The organism is Streptomyces sp. NPDC001816 (assembly GCF_042892235.1).
GTDB lineage: Bacteria > Actinomycetota > Actinomycetes > Streptomycetales > Streptomycetaceae > Streptomyces.
This window is the reverse complement of record NZ_JBIATY010000001.1, coordinates 1,206,585-1,227,721: the sequence shown is the minus strand read 5'-3', so window position 1 is coordinate 1,227,721 and position 21,137 is coordinate 1,206,585. Positions and strand designations below refer to the sequence as shown.

Sequence of the window (21,137 nt, the reverse complement as noted above, 5' to 3'; positions counted from 1 at the left end):
CAGAAAGATGATCACTGTGACCGAAGCAATCGCGACCCCAGGAGCCCTTGAGCGCCTCGCCGACGAGGGCGTGTCGATCTGGCTGGACGACCTGTCGCGCAAGCGGATCACGTCGGGCGGCCTGGCCGAGCTGGTGCAGAGCGGTGGCGTCGTCGGCGTCACCACCAACCCGTCGATCTTCCAGGCGGCCATCGGCTCCGGCGAGGGCTACGAGGAGCAGCTGACCGACCTCGCCGTACGCGGCGTCACGGTCGAGGAAGCCGTGCGGATGATGACGACCGCCGATGTGCGCGCGGCCGCCGACATCCTGCGTCCGGTGTACGACGCCACCGGTGGCCGCGACGGCCGGGTCTCCATCGAGGTCGACCCCCGCCTCGCGCACCACACCGTGGCGACGGTCGCCGAGGCCAGGCAGCTGGCCTGGCTCGTCGACCGCCCCAACGTGATGATCAAGATCCCGGCGACGAAGGCGGGCCTCCCGGCCATCACCGAGGTCATCGGCCTCGGCATCAGCGTCAACGTGACGCTGATCTTCTCCCTGGAGCGCTACCGCGAGGTCATGGCCGCCTACCTGGCCGGCCTGGAGAAGGCCCGCGAGCGGGGCCTGGACCTGTCCCGGATCCACTCGGTGGCGTCCTTCTTCGTCTCCCGCGTGGACAGCGAGATCGACAAGCGGCTGACCGCCCTCGGCACCGACGAGGCCCGCGCGCTCAAGGGCCGGGCGGCGCTCGCCAACGCGCGGCTCGCCTACGAGGCGTACGAGGACGTGTTCGGCTCTGCCGACAATTCGACACAGCCCGACGAAGGATGGCTTGCGTACGCCGCCGACAAGGCGAACAAGCAGCGCCCGCTGTGGGCCTCCACCGGCGTGAAGGATCCCGCGTACAAGGACACGCTGTACGTGGACGAGCTGGTCGCACCCGGCACCGTGAACACGATGCCGGAGGCCACCCTGAAGGCCACCGCCGACCACGGCGAGATCACCGGTGACACGGTGACCGGCGGCTACGCGCAGGCCCGCGCCGACCTCGCCGCCGTGGAGCGGCTCGGCATCTCCTACGACGAGGTCGTCCAGCGGCTGGAGGACGAGGGCGTCGCCAAGTTCGAGACGGCCTGGCAGGAGCTGCTGGACGCCGTCACCAAGTCCCTGGAGAACAAGGGAGTTGACGCGTAATGACGACCAAGGCTCCGGAACCCGAGACGCCTCCCGCCGCGCAGGCCGGCGTCCCGGACGCCCCGGTCACCGACTGGGACAACCCGCTGCGGGACACCCGCGACCGCAGGCTCCCGCGGATCGCGGGCCCCTCGGGTCTGGTCATCTTCGGTGTGACCGGCGACCTGTCCCGCAAGAAGCTGATGCCGGCCGTGTACGACCTGGCCAACCGCGGCCTGCTGCCGCCGGGCTTCTCCCTCGTCGGCTTCGCCCGCCGCGACTGGGAGGACCAGGACTTCGCGCAGGTCGTCCATGACGCGGTGCGCGAGCACTCCCGCACCCCGTTCCGCGAGGAGGTGTGGCAGCAGCTCGCCGAGGGCATGCGGTTCATCCCCGGTGACTTCGACGACGACACCGCCTTCAAGCAGCTGAAGCAGGCCGTCGAGGAGCTGGACGCCTCCCGCGGCACCGGCGGCAACTTCGCCTTCTACCTCTCGGTGCCGCCGAAGTTCTTCCCCAAGGTCGTGCAGCAGCTGAAGAAGCACAGCCTGGCCAACCCGCCGCAGGGTGCCTGGCGCCGGGCGGTCATCGAGAAGCCGTTCGGCCACGACCTGACGTCGGCCCAGGAGCTGAACGCGGTCGTGCACGACGTGTTCGAGCCCGACCAGGTCTTCCGGATCGACCACTACCTGGGCAAGGAGACCGTCCAGAACATCCTGGCGCTCCGCTTCGCCAACCAGATGTACGAGCCGATCTGGAACCGCAGTTACGTCGACCACGTGCAGATCACCATGGCCGAGGACATCGGCATCGGCGGCCGCGCGGGCTACTACGACGGCATCGGCTCGGCCCGAGACGTCATCCAGAACCACCTCCTGCAGCTGATGGCGCTCACCGCCATGGAGGAGCCCATCGCGTTCGACGCGGAGGCGCTGCTCACCGAGAAGCTGAAGGTGCTCAAGTCGGTGCGGCTGCCCCAGGAGCTGGGCAAGCACACCGTGCGCGGCCAGTACGCGGCCGGCTGGCAGGGCGGCGAGAAGGTAGTCGGCTACCTGGAAGAGGACGGCATCGACCCCAAGTCGAAGACCGACACCTTCGCCGCGATCAAGCTGGGCATCGACAACCGCCGCTGGGCGGGCGTCCCGTTCTACCTGCGCACCGGCAAGCGGCTGGGCCGCCGGGTCACCGAGATCGCGGTGGTCTTCAAGCGGGCCCCGCACTCCCCGTTCGACTCCACCGCCACCGAGGAGCTGGGCCAGAACGCGATCGTCATCCGCGTCCAGCCCGACGAGGGCATGACCGTCCGGTTCGGCTCGAAGGTGCCGGGCACCTCGATGGAGATCCGGGACGTGTCCATGGACTTCGCCTACGGCGAGTCGTTCACCGAGTCGAGCCCGGAGGCGTACGAGCGGCTCATCCTGGACGTACTGCTCGGCGACGCCAATTTGTTCCCCCGTCACCAGGAAGTGGAAGAGTCCTGGAAGATCCTCGACCCGATCGAGGAGTACTGGGCGGCGCACGGCAGGCCGGCGCAGTACGCGTCGGGCAGTTGGGGACCGAGGGAAGCGGACGAGATGCTCGCACGAGACGGACGGAGCTGGCGCAGGCCATGAAGATCGACCTGACCGACACCACGGCAAGCAAGATCAACAAGGCGCTGGTGAAGGGCCGCCGCGCCATCGGCACCCCGGCCGTGGGCATGGTCCTGACGATGGTCATCGTCACGGACGAGGAGAACGCCTACGACTCGATCCGGGCCGCCGAGGAGGCCTCGCACGAGCACCCCTCGCGCACCCTGGTCGTCATCAAGCGGCACGCCCGCACCCTGCGCGACCGCACCCACTCCCGGCTCGACGCCGAGGTCCGGGTCGGCTCCGAGGCCGGCACCGGCGAGACCGTCGTGCTGCGGACCTACGGCGAGGTGTCCGACCACGCCGACTCCGTGGTCCTGCCGCTGCTGCTGCCGGACGCCCCGGTGGTCGTGTGGTGGCCGGTGGACGCGCCGGACACCCCGTCCAAGGACCCGCTCGGCGCGCTCGCCCAGCGTCGGATCACCGACCTCTACGCGGTCGAGCGGCCGATGGAGGTCCTGGAGACCCGGGCCGGCAACTACGCGCCCGGCGACACCGACCTCGCCTGGACCCGGCTCACGCTGTGGCGGTCCATGCTGGCCGCCGCGCTGGACCAGGCCCGCGCGAAGGTGACGTCGGCGGCCGTGGAGGCCGAGGCGGACAACCCCAGCGCCGAACTCCTCGCCCGCTGGCTGGAGGCCCGCCTGCACGTCCGCGTGGACCGCGTGGTCACCGCCGGCCCGGTCGTCACGGCCGTACGCCTCGGCACCGCGAACGGCGAGATCGTCATCGACCGCCCCGAAGGGCCGCTCGCGACGCTGACCCTGCCGGGCCAGCCGCCGCGCACCCTCGCCCTGAAGGTCCGCGGCACCTCCGAACTCATCGCCGAGGAGCTGCGCCGCCTCGACGCCGACGAGATGTACGCCATCGCCCTCAAGGGCGAGGCCACCAAGGAGAACGCCTGAGATGTCCGACGCACCGTCAGACTCCCCCGAGCTCACCCGCCGGCCCGAGTGGACGGCCCTCGCCGACCACCGCGCCGCGGGACAGCCGCACCTGCGCGAACTGTTCGCGACGGACCCCGGCCGCGCCGAGCGGTACGTCGTCCGGGTGGGCGATCTGCACATCGACTACAGCAAGCACCTGATCACCGACGAGACCCTCGCCCTCCTTCAGGAACTCGCCACCGCCACCGGTGTGTTCGCGCTGCGGGACGCCACGTTCCGCGGCGAGAAGATCAACATCACCGAGCGGCGGGCCGTCCTGCACACCGCGCTGCGCGCCCCGCGGGACGCGGTGGTCGAGGTCGACGGCGAGAACGTCGTACCGCGCGTGCACGCCGTCCTGGACAAGATGGCCGGCTTCGCCGAGCGGGTCCGCTCGGGCGAGTGGACCGGCCACACCGGCAAGCGGATCCGCACCGTCGTCAACATCGGCATCGGCGGTTCCGACCTCGGCCCGGCGATGGCCTACGAAGCCCTGCGCGCCTACACGGCACGGGAGTTGACGTTCCGCTTCGTGTCGAACGTGGACGGCGCCGACCTGCACGAGGCCACCCGCGACCTGGACCCGGCGGAGACCCTGTTCATCGTCGCGTCCAAGACGTTCACCACGATCGAGACGATCACCAACGCCACCTCGGCCCGCTCCTGGCTGCTGAAGGCGTTCGACGGCGACGAGAAGGCGGTCGCGAGGCACTTCGTGGCGCTGTCCACGAACGCCGCCAAGGTCACCGAGTTCGGTATCGACCCGGACAACATGTTCGAGTTCTGGGACTGGGTCGGCGGGCGCTACTCGTACGACTCCGCGATCGGCCTCTCCCTGATGATCGCCATCGGCCCGGACCGGTTCCGGGAGATGCTCGACGGCTTCCGGATCGTCGACGACCACTTCCGCACCGCGCCCGCCGAGGCCAACGCGCCTCTGCTGATGGGCCTGTTGGGGATCTGGTACGGCAACTTCCACGACGCCCAGTCGCACGCGGTGCTGCCGTACAGCCACTACCTGTCCAAGTTCACGGCGTACCTGCAGCAGCTGGACATGGAGTCCAACGGCAAGTCGGTGGACCGGGCGGGCGCCCCGGTGGAGTGGCAGACCGGCCCGGTGGTCTGGGGCACGCCCGGCACCAACGGACAGCACGCCTACTACCAGTTGATCCACCAGGGCACCAAGCTGATCCCGGCGGACTTCATCGGCTTCGCCGAGCCGGTCGCCGAGCTGAGCGGTGAACTCAAGGCCCAGCACGACCTGTTGATGGCCAACTTCTTCGCCCAGACCCAGGCCCTCGCCTTCGGCAAGACGGCCGAGGAGGTCCGCGGGGAAGGCGTGCCCGAGGAGCAGGTGGCACACCGCACCTTCCGTGGCAACCACCCCACCACCACCATCCTCGCGCGCGAGCTGACCCCGTCCGTGCTCGGCCAGCTCGTCGCCCTCTACGAGCACAAGGTGTTCGTCCAGGGCGCCGTCTGGAACATCGACTCCTTCGACCAGTGGGGCGTGGAACTGGGCAAGGTCCTCGCCAAGCGCATCGAGCCCGCCCTGACCACCGGCGCTGACGTGCCCGGTCTCGACCCGTCCAGCACAGCCCTCGTCGCCGCCTACCGCACCCTCAAGAACGCTCAGGAAGTGAACTGACATGCAGCTCGGTCTCATCGGTCTCGGCAAGATGGGCGGCAACATGCGCGAGCGGATCCGCCGCGCCGGCCACACCGTCATCGGCTACGACCGCAACCCGGAGGTCTCCGACGTCAAGAGCCTCGAGGAACTGGTCCAGAAGCTCGACGCGCCGCGCACCATCTGGGTGATGGTCCCGGCGGGCACCGCCACCCAGACGGTCGTCGACGAACTCAAGGACCTGCTCTCCCCCGGCGACGTGGTCGTGGACGGCGGCAACTCCCGCTGGACGGACGACGAGAAGCACGCCGCCGAACTCGGCATCAAGGGCATCGGCTTCGTCGACGCGGGCGTCTCCGGCGGCGTCTGGGGCCTGCAGAACGGCTACGCGCTCATGGTCGGTGGCGACAAGGAGCACGTGGAGCGCCTGAAGCCCATCTTCGAGGCGCTCAAGCCGGAGGGCCCCTACGGCTACGTCCACGCCGGTCGGGTCGGCGCCGGGCACTTCTCGAAGATGGTCCACAACGGCATCGAGTACGCCATGATGCAGGCCTACGCCGAGGGCTGGGAGCTGCTGGAGAAGGTCCACTCCGTGGAGAACGTCCGCGAGGTCTTCCGCTCCTGGCAGGAGGGCACCGTCATCCGTTCCTGGCTGCTCGACCTCGCGGTCAACGCCCTGGACGAGGACGAGCACCTGGAGAAGCTGCGCGGGTTCGCGGAGGACTCCGGTGAGGGCCGCTGGACGGTCGAGGCCGCCATCGACAACGCGGTGCCGCTCCCGGCGATCACCGCCTCCCTCTTCGCCCGGTTCGCCTCCCGCCAGGACGACTCCCCGCAGATGAAGATGATCGCCGCGCTGCGCAACCAGTTCGGCGGCCACGCCGTGGAGAAGAAGGACTGAGCGACCGTGGGTGACCTCCTCCTGGTCCGCCACGGCGAGACGGAGTGGAGCGTGTCGGGACAGCACACCAGCTGGACCGACCTGCCCCTCACCACGCACGGTGAGGAACAGGCCAAGTCCCTCGCCCCGCTCCTCACCGAACGGACCTACACCCTCGCGCTGACCAGCCCGCTGGGCCGCGCGATACGCACCGCCGAACTGGCCGGCCTGTCCGGGGCCGTACCCGATCCGGATCTCCACGAGTGGGACTACGGCGCCTACGAGGGTGTCACCACGGCCGACATCCACCGCAGCCGCCCCGACTGGGACCTGTGGACCGACGGCGTACCGCCCGTCCTCGACGGGCACCCCGGCGAGTCGCCCGAGCAGATCGGGGCGCGCGCCGACCGGGTGCTGGCCCGGGTGGACCAGGCGCTCGCCGCGGACACCGGTGACGTGATCCTGGTGGCGCACGCCCACTTCCTGCGGGTGCTCACCGCCCGCCGACTGGGTCTGCCGCCCGCCGAGGGCCGGCTGTTCCAGCTGGCGACCGGCACGCTCAGCCGGCTCTCCACGGAGCACGGGCGTCCGGTCGTCGCCGAGTGGAACCGACGCCCGTGGCGGCCCTTTCCGCGGCCCGGGTCACCCCGAGTGACCCGGGCCGCAGTCGTACAGCAGCCGGGTCCGGTCGCCATGGGGACCTCCTGGTGCTCACTAATGTACGAACTAGTACGTTGGTTGTGTCAGCCCCGGCCTGCTTCGGAAAGGCCGGACCGGTCCGGCGGGTCCGGTTCCGGGCCCTGCTTCTACAATCACCGGCACTGGCCCCATGCCCGAAGGAACCCGATGACCAGCGTCGAAGAACCGGCACACCCCGGCGGGCGGACGCGTGACGCCGTCCGCACCAAGGCCGAGATCCTCGACGTGGCCACACAGGAGTTCGCGCGGGCCGGCTACGACGGCGCCCGGGTGGACGAGATCGCGGCCCGCACCCGCACCACGAAGCGGATGATCTACTACTACTTCGGCGGCAAGGAGCAGCTGTTCACGGCCGTGCTGGAGCGGGCGTACGGCGTGATCCGCGAGGCGGAGCAGCGGCTGGACGTCGAGCACCTGGACCCGGTCGCGGCGATCCGGCGCCTGGCCGAGCTGACCTTCGACCACCACGAACAGCACCTGGACTTCATCCGGCTGGTCAGCATCGAGAACATCCACGGCGCCCAGCACATCGCGGCCTCCGAGAAGCTCGGGCGGATGGGTTCGCCGGCACTGGACGTGATCCGCCGGATCCTGGCCGCCGGGCAGGAGTCCGGGCTGTTCACGGCCGATGTCGACGCCGTCGACCTGCACGCGATGATCAGCTCGTTCTGCTTCTTCCGGGTCGCCAACCGGCACACCTTCGGCGCCCTGTTCGGCCGCGACCTGGTGGACCCGGCGCAGCGCGAGCACTACCGGACCATGCTCGGCGACATGGTGATCGCCTACCTCACCGCGGAGCGAGCACCCACCCCCCTGCAACCTCAGCCCTACGGCCGCGGATGACGCGGCTCGTACAGCCCGAGTCGCCCGCCGCCCGGCAACCGGAGTGCCGTGAGCCGGCCCCACCGGGCCTCCTCGACGGGCTCCGCGAACTCCACGACCTTCTCGGCGAGTTGCTCCCGTGTCGCGTCGAGGTCATCGCACATCAGCATCAGTTCGTGCGACGGGTCGCCGTCCGTGGGATGACACGCCACCTCCGTGGGCGGCGCCTGGAAGATCAGCCAGCCGTGGCCGGCGTCCACGTACGCCCAGCCGAGGACGTCCCGCAGGAAGGCCCGGTCCGCTTCGACGTCACGGCTGTAGATCACCACATGTGCCCCATTGATCACGCGCGGAGGCTAGTGCGGGAGGCCGCGCGGAACAAGCACCTCCGCGCCGGGCGTCACCCGGAGGAGACCACCGCGGCGTCGAGCAGCGGCCCGAGTTCGCGGACCACGGCCTGCAGCGGGCGTACGTCCTCCTCGGCCCGGGCCATCAGGATCGCGCCCTCCAGGGTGCTGATCATCAGGGTGGCAAGGGAGTCGGCGCGGGCGGCGGGGACGCCCATGCCGGTCAGGGCCTCGGCGACCGGGGCGCGCCAGGTCGCGAACGCTGCGGCGGCCGCCTCGCGCGTGGAGGTGCCCTCGGCGGCACAGTCCACGGTCGCAGCCGCGACCGGGCAGCCGCCGGCGAAGCCTTCCGTCTCGTACTCGTCCGTCCACTGGGCTGCCATCGCCGCGAACAGGCCGCTCGGCGTCGGTTCGTCCAGGCACGCGAGGAAGCGGGCGACGCGCTTTCCGGCGTACCGTCCGGCCCAGCCCACAGCCTCGTTGACCAGCTGTTCCTTGCCGCCCGGGAAGTAGTGCTGGAGCGAACCGCGCGGCGCCCCGGCGTGCGCGGCGACGTCCCGCATGCCGGTCGCGCCGACCCCGTCGCGCCGGATCAGCTGGGCCGCGCTGAACACCATCCGCTCGCGCGGCCCGTGCCGCGACTCCGCCATGGCCGACCTCCGATCGCCCTCGCCCTCGGCCTTCACCCTCGGCCTTCACCCTATGACCGGCGTCATAACACTAGCTACTATGACAGCGGTCATAGTCGGCCGGCAGAGGGAAGGGCGGCCCCCGTGAACGTCGGATTCATCGGTCTCGGAGTGATGGGTCAGCCGATGGCGCTGCGCCTGGCGACCTGCGGCACACCCCTCGTGGTGTGGAACCGGACACCGGAGCGCACCGAGCCGTTGCGCGCGGCCGGCGCCGAGGTCGCGGCGGACACCGATGAGGTGTTCGAGCGGGCCGAGGTGGTGCTGCTGATGCTCGCCGACGAGGCGGCGGTCGACACCGTCCTCGGCCGCGGCACCCCCGCCCTCGCCGCGCGGGTCGCCGGACGCGTGGTCGTCCACATGGGCACGACCTCCCCCGAGTATTCGCACGCGCTGGAGTCCGACATCCGCACGGCCGGGGGCCGGTACGTCGAGGCCCCCGTCTCAGGCTCCCGGGTACCGGCGGAGCAGGGGCAGTTGGTGGCGATGGTGGCCGGCGAGGAGTCCGCCGTGGAGGCCGTACGACCGCTGCTCGCACCCCTGTGCCGGGAGACCTTCGCGTGCGGCGCGGCACCGGGCGCGCTGCTGATGAAGCTGTCCGTGAACCTCTTCCTGATCACCCTGGTGACCGGGCTGACCGAGGCCTTCCACTTCGCCGAACGACAGGGTCTGGACCGGCGACTGTTCCTGGACGTCCTGGACGCGGGCCCCATGGCCAGCGGGGTCTCCCGGATGAAGGCGCCCAAGCTGCGCGAGCGGGACTTCGCGGTGCAGGCGGCCGCCCTGGACGTCCTGAAGAACAACCGGCTCATCGCCGAGGCGGCCCGCAAGGCACACCTGGCCTCGCCCCTGCTCGACGTCTGCCACAGCCTGTTCGAGGAGACGGTGACGCGGGGGTACGGCGACGAGGACATGGTGGCGGTACTCCGGGCGATCGAGGCGCGGACCGCCGAGGCGCGGTAGGTCAGCCCTGGCCCTTCGGGATGCCGTACGCCCGCTCGACGGGCAGCCGCAGCACCAGCCGACGGTCGCGGACCATCGCGGCCCGGTAGTCGTCCCAGTCCGGGTGTTCGCCGAGGACGTCCCGGTAGAGCCGGATCAGCTCCTCGACGGTCTCGTCGTACGGGTCCCCGGCGACCGGCGACAGGTCGGCCGTGCCCTCGGCGACCGTGTACGCCCAGCGGTCCTGGCTGGTGACGTGGTAGGAGGCGCGGGGGTCGCGGCGGAGGTTGCGGGTCTTGGCGCGGTCGTCGGTGATCGAGATCCGGATGACCCGCTCGTCGGGGTAGTAGGCGTGGCTGACGTTCGACAGCTGGGGCCGGCCGTCGCTCTTGAGCGTGACCAGCACTCCACCTCGCGTCTCGGAGAGCAGCTTGAGCAGGGCGTCCTGCGTCGGGTCCTGAGTCATATGAGGGTCAACTGGCCCGAGAGCACGGGCATTCCCCACTGAATCCGCGAGTAGACACCGTCTACGCCCACCTGGTAGACACTGTCTATGACTGAATCCGGCACGGGGCTGCGCGCCCGGCTCATCGACGTCGGCGTGGAGCTGGTCGCCGCCGAGGGTGTCCAGGCGCTGACGCTCCGGGAGATCGCCCGCCGCGCGGGGGTCTCGCACGGGGCGCCACGCCGCTACTTCCCCACCCATCTGGAACTGCTGTCCGCCATCGCCCGACGGGGGTTCGCCGATCTGGGCGACCGAGTCCGCCCGACGCTCGACGGCGCCGGCGACCCCCGCGCGCAGGTGCGGGAACTGGCCCGCGTCTACCTGGAGTTCGCTCTGGACAACCCAGGCATGTACGAGCTGATGTTCCGTCACGATCTACTGGAGAGCGGCCACTTGGGCCTGCGCGAAACCAGCCTGCCACTGTTCACTCTCCTCGCCGATCTCGTCGGCCAGGTCCGCCCCGAGACGGACGCCCGGCGCACGGCGGGCGCCCTGTGGGCAAACCTGCACGGCATCGCCCAGCTGTGGCACTGGGGCAGCCTCCAACTCGCCACGGACGAACCGGACTTCAACGCGTTGCTGGATGCGGCCCTCCTCGCCCACCTGGGCCCGGAGGGCGGGCGGTGAACCGCCGGCTGACCCTGGTGAGCAGCGTGGCGGGCGCCGTACTCGTCGCCCTCGACGGTACGGTCCTCACCGTCGCCCAACCCTCCCTGCAACGGGCGCTGCACGCGTCGTACGCGCAGGTGCAGTGGACCAGCACCGCGTACCTCGTGGCGGTGGCGAGCCTGCTGGTGTTCGCGGGCCGGCTCGGCGACCGCTACGGGCAGCGGCGGATGTTCGCGCTCGGCTTGCTGGGGTTCGGCGCGGCCTCGGCGGGCGTCGGACTGGCGCCCTCGATCGGCTGGGTGATCGGACTGCGGGCGGCACAGGGCGTGTTCGGGGCGCTCCTGCAGCCCGCCACGCTCGGCATGCTGCGGGCCGCCTTCCCGCCGGACCGGCTGGCGATGCCGCTCGCGGTACGCACCAGCGCGATCGGTCTGGCGGCGGCAGCGGGGCCGTTGCTGGGCGGGGCACTGGTGAACGGGCTGGGCTGGCAGGCGGTGTTCTTCCTGAGCGTGCTGCCGGCCGCAGGCCTGGGCCTGGCGGCCCTGGTCCTGCCCGACCCGGCCCACGAGTCAACTCCCCACACCCCGTTGGACCTACCAGGGGCACTGCTCCTCGCCGTGACCCTGGCCTGTCTCGTCCAGACGCTGGTCGCGCTGCCCACATCCGGTGCGGCCATCGCCGCCGGACTGGCGGTTGCCGCGTTCGCCGCCATCACCTTCATACGGCACGAACGCCACACCACAAGCCCTCTGCTCCCACCTGACGTGATCCGCTCACCCGCGGTCGGCTCGGCCCTCACCCTCCTGGTCGCCGCGTCGGCCTCACTCTTCGGCGCCTTGTTCGTCGAGACGTACGTGCTGCAGCGCCGGCTCGGCCTCGACCCGTTCCAAAGCGCCCTGCGCAGCCTGCCGTTGGCGGTGCTGATGGTGGGGTCCGCTCCCCTGTGCCCGATGCTGCTGCGCAGGCTGGGTGCACGGCGAACGACAGCGACGGCCATGACACTGCTCGCACTCGGCGTCCTGATCCTGTCCGCGGCCACCGGTGCGCTCACTCAAGGCTGCGCGTTCGCACTCCTGGGCGCGGGATTCGGCACGGTGATGGTGGCGGCCACCCATGTGGTCGTACGGCAGGCGCGGGTGGCGGTGGCCGGAGTGGCGGGGGGCCTGCAGCAGACCGCGCTCAACATCGGGCCCGTGCTCGGCGTGGCCGCGGGCACCGCGCTGATGGGCGCGGGCCCCCGGACGGCGCTGCTCGCGCTCGCCGCAGTGGCCGCGATCGCCGTGCCGGCGGCACGCGCGCTCCCGGGGCGTGGGGTCGCGTCGATCACACACACCCCTGATGAACAGGTCCGTTCCGGGGTTCCTGCGCGACGATGAGATGTGCGTCGCGGCGGACACACCTGCCCGCACGCGCGTACGACGCGACCGGAGGAGAGCGATGGCACAGCTGCGACAGGAAGTCGACCCGGACGAGGCCGGGCTGGACGCGAAGGCGCTCGACCGCCTCGACCGGCGCTTCGCCCAGCACGTCGACGAAGGCCGCCTGCCCGGCTTCCTGTTGGCCGTGGCCCGCCGCGGCCACGTCGCCCACCTCACCACGTACGGCCACCGGAACGTCGCGGCCGGGCTGCCCGTCGAGACGGACACGCTCTGGCGCATCTACTCCATGACCAAGCCCGTCACAGCGGTCGCGGTGCTGCAACTGGTGGAAGAGGGCCGCCTGTCCCTGGACGACCCGGTCGACCGTTACCTACCGGAATTCGCCGACCCCCAGGTGTACGAGAGCGGTGCGGGCACCGAAGTACGCACACGCCCCGCCTCCGGCCCCATCCTCATCCGGCATCTGCTCACCCACACGGCGGGCCTGACCTTCGGCTTCTACTACAAGCACCCCGTGGACGCCCTCTACCGCGAGGCCGGCCTGGAGTCGTCCGTACCGCCGGGCGCGAACCTGGCCGAGACGATGCAGGTGTACGCGCGCCTGCCCCTGCAGTTCGAACCAGGCACGCAGTGGAACTACTCGATCGCCTCCAACGTGCTGGGCAGGATCATCGAGGTGGTCTCCTCACAACCCCTGGACGACTACTTCGCCGAGCGCATCTTCCGCCCCCTCGGCATGACCGACGCCGGCTTCCACATCACCCCCGAACAGGCCGATCGACTGGCCGAGATGTACGGCGAGACCGAGGACGGCGGCATCACACCGATCCCGGGACTGCCACTGCGCGGCCGGCCCCGCTTCCTGTCCGGCAGCGGCGGCATGGTCGCCACGGCCCAGGACTTCCACCGCTTCATGGAGATGCTCCGCCGGGGCGGCGAACTGGACGGCACCCGCCTCCTGTCCCCCGACACAGTCGCCCTCATGACCCGCAACCACCTCCCCGGCAACACCGACCTGCGCACCTTCGGCGCCCCCGCCCACCAGGAACGCAACAACGTAGGCCTCGGCTTCGGCTTCAACGTCTCCGTCGTCATCGACCCGACGCGCACCCTGGCCCCCCAGGGCCTCGGCACCTACGGCTGGACCGGCGTGGCCACCACGGCCTTCTGGATCGACCCGACCCACGACCTGACGGTCCAGTTCATGACCCAGGTACGCCCGAAGAAGCTGAAGGTGTTCCCGGAGCTGCGGCGAATGGTGCACGAGGCGCTGATGGACTGACCGCTGGTGGCTTCCACAAGGGACCGCTCGACCGTCCGAGTTGTTCCGTTGCGCCGCTCAGGCGACGTCCCCGGGCCACCTCGCTCCTTCGTTCGTACCGCGCGCTTTGACTGCGGCGTGTGCCGGTGCCGACCGACACCGGAAGAGAAGGGATTCGGATGCGCGCACTGCGACGTCTCCTCTGGAGCGGACTTGCGTCGTCGCTCCTTCTGATCGGAGCAGCGCCAGCCCCCGTCCAGGCCCAGGAGGCCCACTTCCGGGGCGGCTCCTACGACTGCCCGATCACCCATCGGACGGCCAGCACGAGCCCGGCACCGTCGACGGGTCTGCAGGAGTACTACCACGGCGACTGGCGGCTCGGCCCCAGCTACCTCACGACGAGCGGCGCCATCGGACGGATGCTCCGGGGCTACCACCCGGAGGACCACACTTCGCAGTTCTGGTTCCTCGGCTGCTACTGGCAGACCGACCAGCAGAACAAGTCCGGCTGGTGGTACCCCGACAACAACGGCTTCGTCCTCCGCGACGGCCGTCCGGTCGAATCGCCGAAAACCCTCCAGGTGGGGGACCGCGTCGACCTCTTCGGCAGCGGCAACGGCTTCTTCCTCGCGCCGGAGGGCACGCCGTACGCGAAGCGCGCTCTCCCGCCGACCAACCTGGACAAGTACGCCGAGAACACCCCTCCCTTCAACTACCACCTGTACCGCGTCATCAAGCCGCTCACGGTCCAGGCCGGGCCCATCAGGCCCTGGTTCGGCCAGGAAGGGCTCGGCGAACAGTTCCTGACGCAGACCAGGGTCTCGGAACTGGCCGCCCCGGGTGGGTATCTGAAAGAGATCACCCCGACGTCGTGACACCAGATGGATCACATCCCCGGCACCGGACCAACGGTGCAGCCATCCAGGGTTCCGTCAGGACGCACCACCATCGCGTCCCTGTTCCGAGCCGTGGCTAGTATGAATCATGAAATCGAACTCCATGCATTCTGAAGCGAGTTGGTCCCGGCGGCGCGCAGCAGTTCTGGCTTCCTTGCTGAGTACGGCGGCCCTCGGATGGACTGCGGTTGCACTGAGCGTGCACACGACCGGCTCGACCGCACTGGACCCTGACAGCGTGACCGATGCCGATCTGGCCCGGCTGGGCGCTGCCGTGATGGCCGGCATTGCGGCGATGGCTGCCGGACTGTGGTGGCGGCACTGGGCGACCGTACGTCGGCCGGTGAACGGCGGAGGTTGGGCGCGGGGGGCGTTTGCCGTCTCCGCCGTCCATTCGATGTTCGTCGTACCAGTGATCATGTTCGCCTCCTGGGACTGGAAGGCCCCTGCGATCGCGTTCACGTGCGCGGTGCTCGCCACCGGTGTGCGGGAGGCCGCCGGGGCGACTGCAGCAGCTGGCCGGGGCGCGTCTCCGGTGAGTGTCTGACTGCGTGACAACGACCACGCACAACGGGGGACAAACGCGGACGCCGACGACCCATCAGCAAGGTGAACAGCCCACCAGCCCAAGGCCGGGCGCCCACCCCGTTTGCTTCGGTAGGCATCGTTGGCCCGCGCCGTAGCTGTTCACCAGGACGCATGCTTCAGGTGGACGAGTCCGTCGACGCAGACGGCGATGCGCTCTCAGAGGGTGTTGATTCGCCAGGCGAGAACGCCCGTGGAGTGCTTTGCACCGACAACATCGATTCGGACTGTTCCGCTCCCGTTGATCCGCTGCTGGACTACGGACCGGTCGCAAGGAACCGTTGCCCCGCAACCTGCGGTCGTAGGGGCGACCGTCAGGCGTGCACTGCCCTGACCTACGCACGTCAGGACGAGTCGGTACGTCTTCCCCTTGTTCAGTACCGGGCGGGTATGGATGCCGTCTCCGACACGCTCCGATCCGCCCTCCAGGAGAACACCTCCGGGCACGCTTGCCACGACGGATGTCGCCTGCGTCAGCAAAGCCGTGCCCGGCGTTGAACCGGACGCAGGAGAGTGGGTGGTGGTGTGCGGAGGGGGCGTGGAGCGCCGCGCGCTGTGCTCGCCGTCGCATCGGATCCAGTTGAGGAAGAGGACGGCACAGGGACCCCTCTTCGCTCCTCGTGAGTCACTCGCTGCGCGAACACTAGCTCCCGCTCGGCAGGGCACGAAAGGCGATCAAGGGCTGGGCAGACGGCTGGGCGGTCCAGCTGTCAGCGCCGCGATCACGGCGGAAACGACGGAGGTCACGACGAAACTCCCTATCATGATCATCCCCACGCCGACCACGAAAAGGCCGCTGGCGTCGTCCGACCAGTCGTAATAGGCAGCAACCGTCAGGCCGGCGGAGGTGCCGAGCACAGCGCCTGCCATGTAGCGCCGAGCTGCCGCCCAGCAGACCGGTGCCAGCAGAGTCAGCACCAGCCCGATCACCTGCCACGCCTCGTACGGGCCGGTCGTCGAGCCGTCAGGGTGGACGTCACGGTGCTGGTCCCAGCCGAGCCAGGCTGCCCACAGTGCCAGCGACACCCCGGCCAACACGGGGATCGACAACAGTTGGAGAACGGGCTTGGGTTGTCCTTCACTCATGGCCCCAGCGTTCCGGCTCGCCCCGTCACCACACAGAGTTCAAGTACTCAGGTGCACGTGAGTAGGGGGCACAGGGGGGCGACCCCTGATACTCGTCATACTCGTCGGATGGATGGATCAGGTGAATCAAGGGGTTCCTGGAGCAATACCACCCACGACTGGGCCCGCGTCACGGATCTGGAACACCTTGCGCATATTCGCCATGCGCCGGCCGAGTTCGCTCCCGGTGGCCCGGGGCACCTCGTCCTCGAGGTCGTTGCCTACGCCGCCGACGAGGCGGTGAGCAGGGCAGGAGGGCGATGCACGATCACTCTGCATCGCGACGGCTCCGTGTCCGTGGCCGATGACGGTCGAGGCACCGACACTCGCGCCGATGAGCACGGCCGGTTCGTGAAGAAGCCGGTCATGGCCACGAAGGACCTGCGGTTCTTCGACTTCCCGGACGCGGAGCACCTTCCGGACGGGCACCCGCGTCGCGGCATGTCCGTCGTGGCGGCGCTCAGCGAGTGGCTGATGCACACCAATCGCCGCCTCGACGGAGCCTGGACCCAGCGCTACGAGCACGGGGTTCCGGTGACCGACCTGGAACCCCTGCAGGCCGACGGGACGACCGGCACGCTCATCCGGTTCCTGCCGGACACGGCGCTGCGCTCGCAGGGGTTGCCGACCACGGACGACCTGGGGCGTTGGGCCTCGCGCTGGTCCGACCTGCAGGTCCGCATCGACGACCAGCGCGAGAGCAGTGCCTCTTCTACTGGCCCAGTCGCAGAGTGAAGTCCAGTCCCTCCTCTGCGAGTTCGGAGAGCCACACGTCCGACCGCTCAGCCGTCTCCGCCGCCCGGTTCAGTCCCGCCGGCAGGCTGCCGTCCAGGATGTGGCGGACGCCCAGGGCCAGGGGGCGGGAGACGCAGCGGGCCATGGCCGACTCCTCGGCGGTACCCACGAGGTCGAGGAAGTAGCTGCCCGTCCAGGTCCGGTCCGGGGTCTCGACCTCCAGGGAGACCGACAGTACGACGCGGTCGCGGTCCTCGTCCGTCGTCGGGTAGGTCGCCGCCAGCTCGCGGGCAAGGGCGGCGATGCTCGCGTCGTCCCCCGCCTTCAGCTCCTCGAAGACGGGCTCCCACGCTTTCAGCCAGCCGTCCAGGCGCAGGGTGCCTCGTACGAAGGTGCTCGGGGTCCAGGCGGGCGGGAGGCCGTACTGGGCGATGAAGGGGATGCTGTCCCTGTTGGGGTAGGCCTCGAAGGTCTCCCCGGAGAGGATGTGCGGCCTGGTCGCCTCCCAGGGGCGGGAGGCCGTGGTCTCGGTGCCGTTCTCCAGGTAACGGGCGGGTGAGCGAAGCGCGTTGAGGACGCCCAGGGGTGCCCAGCTGAAGCGGTACCGGAAGTCGTTCGGGACCGCCGGGACGCCGCCGCAGTAGGAGGTGAGGCGGTAGGTCGCCGGGGTGTCCGCGCCGATCTGGGTGCGCGCCCTGCCGATGAGGCTGTGCGCGAAGAGGTGGTCGATACCCGGGTCGAGGCCCGCCTCGGTGAGGACGACCAGGCCGGCTGCCTCCGCTGCCGGCACTTGGTCCAGGACCTCGGGCGAGACATAGCTGGAGCAGGAGAAATGGGCTCGCGCGGCCACACACGCGGACAGGAGTGCGGCGTGCTCCGGCGCGGGCAGCATCGATACGACGATGTCTCCGGGCGCCAGTTCGGCGGTGAGCGCGGGGAGCGTGAGGGCGCGGGGCTCGGCTCGGCCGGTCAGGCCCAGGGCGGCGAGGGCGTCGGAAGCGCGTTCTTCGGTGCGGTGCCACAGCCGTACCCGCTCGGCCGTGTCGCACAGTGCGGCCAGTCCGCTGCCGGTGGACAGGCCCGCACCGACCCAGTGGACGGTGCCGGACGCCGGGACTCGGTCAGTCACGGGGCTCATGGGGCGACTCCCTTTCGTCGGCGATGCCCAGCTCGCGGCAGGCCTGGTGGAAGCGGTCGAGGCAGCGTCCCCACGGTCCCGAGGTGCCGAAGTCGAGCAGTTGGGGCAGGAGGGCCGCGGAGAAGTCGGTGCTGGACTCGCGGGGCAGCAGCGAGGGCAGGTTGTCGATGGCGATCAGGGACAGGGGCGGTTCCTTGCGCAGGTGGCGTACGGGGTCCGTCCAGTCGGTGGTGCGGTCGTAGACGGGCAGGACGTTCAGCGGGGAGCCGACGTCGCAGGTGACGTCGCAGAGGGTGCGCAGGCGGCGGGCCGGGTCGTCCAGGTCCGCGTCGCGCAGGAAGGGCGGGACGGGGGTGGTGGCGAGGACGCAGTTCACCATCACGTCGTGGCGGAGCAGGGCCGGGCGGTCGAGGGTGCGGGTCTCGGCGAGGTCCCAGTGGGTCGCGGTCACGCCTGCGGTGGCCAAGGCGGCCGCGGCGCCCCGGCCGCTGCGGCCCAGCGCGCCGATGACGAGTGCCGTGAAGTCCTCGTCTGCGGGCGTCGGTTCGAGGGTGGCGTCCAGGTCCTCCTTGGTGGTGGGGTGCAGGGGTGCCACCAGGCGGCCCCGGTGCTGGAGCACGGCGAGCGCGGCGCCCAGGTAGCCCGCCCAGTAGCCGAAGGCGGCCAGCCTGCGGCCCTGGTCGTCCACCAGGTACTCGAGGTCCAGCAGCGCTCCTCCCCCGGCCGCGAACCGGCGCAGCAGTTCCACCGCCCCCGGCTGCTGCTTGTAGGCATGCCCGAAGAAGATGTGACGGTGCGGCAACGACGGCGGCTCGTCGGGGAGTTCCTTCAGGCCGAGGATCACGGCATCGCGCGGTGCCGTCGGCCAGGAGCCCGCCGGTGCGCGGCGGCAGCCGGCCGCCTCGTACTCCTCGATGGGGAAGATCCGCTGCGGGGATTCCTCCACGGTCAGCCGCACCCCGCTCTCGGTCAGGCGGCGGGCGTCGGCGGGGACGATCGGCGTGCGCCGCTCGGTGGTACGGGCCTCGTGGCGCAGCCACAGGTGCAGCTCGGTCATACCAGGTTGGCCTCCGGGCGCGGGGCGTCGGCCGCGAACCGGCCGGCGCTCAGGGGGCGGACGTCGAGGAAGGGTACGCGGCCCAGGTACAGGTCGCGGACGATCTCGCCCACGGCGGGTCCCTGGAGGAAGCCGTGGCCGGAGAAGCCGGTCGCGTACAGGAAGCGGGACACCGAAGGCGCCTCGCCGATCAGGGCGTTGTGGTCGGGGGTGTTCTCGTACAGGCCCGCCCAGATGCCGGTGCGGCGCAGGTCGAGCAGGGCGGGGGCGCGGTGCTGCATCGCCTCGTACAGCCGGGGGATCCAGCGGTCGTGGGTGTCGGTGGCGAAGCCGGGTTCCTCGTCCGGGTCGGACATGCCGAGCAGCAGGCCGGGGCCCTCGGCGTGGAAGTAGAGGCTGGTGGTGAAGTCGATGGTCATGGGGAGCGTCGGCGGGAGCCCGGGGACGGGTTCGGTGACCGCGATCTGGCGGCGCAGCGGCTGCACGGGCAGGTCCACGCCGACCATCGCGCCGACCGCCCTGGACCAGGCGCCGGCCGCGCAGATCACCGTGTCGGTGGCGATGCGGCCGAGGGTGGTGCTGACGGCGGTGATGGTGTCGCCGTGCAGTTCGATGCCGGTCAGTTCGGTGTGGCGCAGGATGCGGACGCCGTGGGCGCGGGCGGCGGCAGCGTAGCCGTGGACGACGGCCTCGGGTGTGCAGTGGCCGTCGTCCGGGGAGTAGGCGGCGGCCAGCAGTCCGTCGGTGGTGATCAGCGGGGAGAGCCGGCGGGCCTCCTGCGGGGTGAGCATCCGGCTGGGCACGCCGAGGGAGTTCTGCAGCCGCACCCCCGCCTCGAAGGAGGCGACCTCCTCGGGCGTGGACAGCAGGAACAGATAGCCGACCCGGTGCAGCCCGATGTCCTGCCCGATCTCCTGCGCGAACCGGCCGAAGGCCTCCAGGCTGCGCGCGCCGAGCTGGATGTTCAGCTCGTCGGAGAACTGCGCCCGTACTCCGCCCGCGGCCTTGGAGGTGGAGCCGGCGGCCAGTTCGTCGCGTTCGACGAGGACGACGTCACGCACTCCGGCACGCGCCAGGTGGTAGGCGATGCTCGTGCCCATCACCCCGCCGCCGACGACGACCACCCGGGCCTGAAGGTTCACTCGGCTGCCTCCTTCGCGGCGCGGATCACGGCCCAGGCCGCCGCGGCGTCCTGGATGCCGAGTCCGGTGCTGTTGTAGTAGACGATGTCGTCCGGTGCGGTACGGGCGCCGCGGCGTCCGGTGAGCACCTCGCCCAGCGGGATCAGGGCGTCGGGGGTGAGCAGTCCGTCGCGCAGGGCGTCCACGACCGGCCCGGCGTGCCCGGCCGCGGTGCCGGCGTCGTCCACGACGACGGCCGCGGCACGTCGTACGACGTCGGCGTCGACCTCGTGGCGGGTGGGCTCGAAGGAGCCGACGCTGACCACCGTGCAGCCCGGGGCCAGCCATGCGCCGCGCACCACGGGTGTCGTGCTGAGCGTGCAGGCGGCGACCACCCCGGCGCCGGTCACCGCTTCCTCGGCACTGTCGACCGCCCGGACAGGGACGCCGAGTCCGGTGGCGAGGGTGTCAGCGGCGGCGGTGCGGCGGCTCGGGGTCGGGCTCCACAGCCGTACCGCCGTCACCTCCCGCACCCGCGCGATCATGCGGGCGTGGGCGAGGGCCTGGGTGCCGGAGCCGAGCAGCGCCAGCTCCGTGCGGCCGGGCACGGCGAGGGCGTCCACGGCGACGGCGCTGCCCGCCGCCGTACGCAGCGTGGTCACCGCCGTACCGTCCAGGACGGCCGCGAGCCGCCCGGTGTCGGGGTCGAGCGCGGTGACGACCGCGTGCACGGTGGGCAGCCCGGCGGCCGCGTTGCCCGGGTTGACACTGCCGAACTTCGCCACCGCCCCGGTGTCCTTGGACAGCCGGGAGACGTAGGCGAAGACCACGCTGTCGTCGAAGCGGCTCGGCTGCATGATCTTGCCGGGCATGTCGGCCTCGCCCGTGCCGAGCGCGGTGAAGGCCGCCCGCTGCGAGGCGATCGCCGCGTCCGGGCCGAGCAGCCGGGTCACCTCGGTCGCGGAGAGGAAGAGGACGTCGTCGTCGGTCATCCCCTGATCCTGTCCGGA

At 70.7% G+C, this 21,137-nt stretch carries 21 protein-coding genes and 1 pseudogene; 14 read left to right on the top strand and 8 right to left on the bottom strand.

Features of this window, described 5'->3' with window-relative positions:
* The first annotated feature begins 7 nt into the window (after positions 1–7).
* The 7 genes and pseudogenes from tal (at position 8) to ACFYZZ_RS05510 (ending at position 7,759) form a co-directional block, all read left to right on the top strand.
* The gene (gene tal / locus ACFYZZ_RS05540; protein WP_389171857.1) at positions 8–1,174 is read left to right on the top strand and encodes a transaldolase; all 1,167 of its coding nucleotides are present in this window, start codon (positions 8–10) and stop codon (positions 1,172–1,174) included.
* Entirely contained in the window at positions 1,174–2,766 is a 1,593-nt protein-coding gene (zwf, locus tag ACFYZZ_RS05535; RefSeq protein WP_389171855.1) for a glucose-6-phosphate dehydrogenase, read from the top strand. Before tal ends, zwf begins: the two co-directional genes overlap by 1 nt.
* Complete coding sequence (opcA, locus tag ACFYZZ_RS05530; protein WP_389171852.1) at positions 2,763–3,689, top strand: glucose-6-phosphate dehydrogenase assembly protein OpcA; 927 nt, start codon at positions 2,763–2,765, stop codon at positions 3,687–3,689. Before zwf ends, opcA begins: the two co-directional genes overlap by 4 nt.
* Before the next feature lies 1 nt (position 3,690).
* Positions 3,691–5,358 (top strand): glucose-6-phosphate isomerase, encoded by a 1,668-nt coding sequence (pgi, locus tag ACFYZZ_RS05525; protein WP_389171849.1) that lies wholly within the window; start codon positions 3,691–3,693, stop codon positions 5,356–5,358.
* A 1-nt stretch (position 5,359) separates the two neighbouring features.
* Positions 5,360–6,238: a phosphogluconate dehydrogenase (NAD(+)-dependent, decarboxylating) gene (gnd, locus tag ACFYZZ_RS05520; protein ID WP_389171847.1), complete on the top strand. Its 879-nt coding sequence runs from the start codon at positions 5,360–5,362 to the stop codon at positions 6,236–6,238.
* 6 nt (positions 6,239–6,244) lie between these two features.
* Positions 6,245–6,835 (top strand): annotated as a pseudogene (locus ACFYZZ_RS05515) (histidine phosphatase family protein); the annotation flags it as partial.
* A gap of 228 nt (positions 6,836–7,063) precedes the next feature.
* Positions 7,064–7,759: a TetR/AcrR family transcriptional regulator gene (locus ACFYZZ_RS05510; protein ID WP_389172057.1), complete on the top strand. Its 696-nt coding sequence runs from the start codon at positions 7,064–7,066 to the stop codon at positions 7,757–7,759.
* Here the strand turns inward: ACFYZZ_RS05510 and ACFYZZ_RS05505 are convergent.
* Both ACFYZZ_RS05505 and ACFYZZ_RS05500 read right to left on the bottom strand, forming a co-directional pair.
* Complete coding sequence (locus tag ACFYZZ_RS05505; protein ID WP_389171844.1) at positions 7,744–8,085, bottom strand: VOC family protein; 342 nt, start codon at positions 8,083–8,085, stop codon at positions 7,744–7,746. The two genes, ACFYZZ_RS05510 and ACFYZZ_RS05505, sit on opposite strands and share 16 nt — an antisense overlap.
* A 53-nt stretch (positions 8,086–8,138) precedes the next feature.
* Positions 8,139–8,735 (bottom strand): TetR/AcrR family transcriptional regulator, encoded by a 597-nt coding sequence (locus ACFYZZ_RS05500; protein WP_389171841.1) that lies wholly within the window; start codon positions 8,733–8,735, stop codon positions 8,139–8,141.
* On the opposite strand from ACFYZZ_RS05500, the gene ACFYZZ_RS05495 reads away from it, so the two are divergent.
* Positions 8,628–9,737 carry an NAD(P)-dependent oxidoreductase gene (locus ACFYZZ_RS05495; RefSeq protein ID WP_389171838.1) on the top strand — a complete coding sequence of 370 codons (1,110 nt, stop codon included), beginning with the start codon at positions 8,628–8,630 and terminating at the stop codon, positions 9,735–9,737. The genes ACFYZZ_RS05500 and ACFYZZ_RS05495 overlap by 108 nt on opposite strands.
* Position 9,738: 1 nt before the next feature.
* On the opposite strand, the gene ACFYZZ_RS05490 is transcribed toward ACFYZZ_RS05495, so the two are convergent.
* Positions 9,739–10,182, bottom strand: a complete 444-nt coding sequence (locus ACFYZZ_RS05490) for a PPOX class F420-dependent oxidoreductase (RefSeq protein ID WP_389171836.1) — start codon at positions 10,180–10,182, stop codon at positions 9,739–9,741.
* Between the two features lie 87 nt (positions 10,183–10,269).
* On the opposite strand from ACFYZZ_RS05490, the gene ACFYZZ_RS05485 reads away from it, so the two are divergent.
* The 5 genes from ACFYZZ_RS05485 to ACFYZZ_RS05465 all read left to right on the top strand — a co-directional run bounded on the left by ACFYZZ_RS05485 (position 10,270) and on the right by ACFYZZ_RS05465 (position 14,913).
* Positions 10,270–10,848: a TetR/AcrR family transcriptional regulator gene (locus ACFYZZ_RS05485; protein WP_389171833.1), complete on the top strand. Its 579-nt coding sequence runs from the start codon at positions 10,270–10,272 to the stop codon at positions 10,846–10,848.
* On the top strand, positions 10,845–12,206 hold the full coding sequence (locus ACFYZZ_RS05480) for an MFS transporter (RefSeq protein ID WP_389171830.1): 1,362 nt from the start codon (positions 10,845–10,847) through the stop codon (positions 12,204–12,206). Before ACFYZZ_RS05485 ends, ACFYZZ_RS05480 begins: the two co-directional genes overlap by 4 nt.
* Before the next feature lie 61 nt (positions 12,207–12,267).
* Positions 12,268–13,491 carry a serine hydrolase domain-containing protein gene (locus ACFYZZ_RS05475; protein WP_389171827.1) on the top strand — a complete coding sequence of 408 codons (1,224 nt, stop codon included), beginning with the start codon at positions 12,268–12,270 and terminating at the stop codon, positions 13,489–13,491.
* Positions 13,492–13,649: 158 nt separating this feature from the next.
* Positions 13,650–14,345, top strand: a complete 696-nt coding sequence (locus ACFYZZ_RS05470) for a TNT domain-containing protein (protein WP_389171824.1) — start codon at positions 13,650–13,652, stop codon at positions 14,343–14,345.
* Positions 14,346–14,604: 259 nt separating this feature from the next.
* Positions 14,605–14,913, top strand: a complete 309-nt coding sequence (locus ACFYZZ_RS05465) for a hypothetical protein (RefSeq protein ID WP_389171821.1) — start codon at positions 14,605–14,607, stop codon at positions 14,911–14,913.
* A gap of 713 nt (positions 14,914–15,626) precedes the next feature.
* Here ACFYZZ_RS05465 and ACFYZZ_RS05460 read toward each other — a convergent pair.
* Complete coding sequence (locus tag ACFYZZ_RS05460; protein WP_389171818.1) at positions 15,627–16,037, bottom strand: hypothetical protein; 411 nt, start codon at positions 16,035–16,037, stop codon at positions 15,627–15,629.
* Positions 16,038–16,442: 405 nt separating this feature from the next.
* Between ACFYZZ_RS05460 and ACFYZZ_RS05455 the strand changes: the two genes are divergently transcribed.
* On the top strand, positions 16,443–16,811 hold the full coding sequence (locus ACFYZZ_RS05455) for a hypothetical protein (protein WP_389171815.1): 369 nt from the start codon (positions 16,443–16,445) through the stop codon (positions 16,809–16,811).
* Here ACFYZZ_RS05455 and ACFYZZ_RS05450 read toward each other — a convergent pair.
* The 4 genes from ACFYZZ_RS05450 to ACFYZZ_RS05435 are packed head-to-tail and all read right to left on the bottom strand — an operon-like array spanning position 16,789 to position 21,119.
* A complete protein-coding gene (locus ACFYZZ_RS05450; RefSeq protein ID WP_389172054.1) occupies positions 16,789–17,940 on the bottom strand; it encodes a saccharopine dehydrogenase family protein in 1,152 nt (383 codons plus the stop codon). The genes ACFYZZ_RS05455 and ACFYZZ_RS05450 overlap by 23 nt on opposite strands.
* Positions 17,933–19,006 carry a saccharopine dehydrogenase gene (locus tag ACFYZZ_RS05445; RefSeq protein ID WP_389171812.1) on the bottom strand — a complete coding sequence of 358 codons (1,074 nt, stop codon included), beginning with the start codon at positions 19,004–19,006 and terminating at the stop codon, positions 17,933–17,935. Before ACFYZZ_RS05445 ends, ACFYZZ_RS05450 begins: the two co-directional genes overlap by 8 nt.
* Entirely contained in the window at positions 19,003–20,148 is a 1,146-nt protein-coding gene (locus ACFYZZ_RS05440; RefSeq protein ID WP_389171809.1) for an NAD(P)/FAD-dependent oxidoreductase, read from the bottom strand. Before ACFYZZ_RS05440 ends, ACFYZZ_RS05445 begins: the two co-directional genes overlap by 4 nt.
* The gene (locus tag ACFYZZ_RS05435) at positions 20,145–21,119 is read right to left on the bottom strand and encodes an ornithine cyclodeaminase family protein (protein ID WP_386575970.1); all 975 of its coding nucleotides are present in this window, start codon (positions 21,117–21,119) and stop codon (positions 20,145–20,147) included. Before ACFYZZ_RS05435 ends, ACFYZZ_RS05440 begins: the two co-directional genes overlap by 4 nt.
* Between the last annotated feature and the right edge of the window lie 18 nt (positions 21,120–21,137).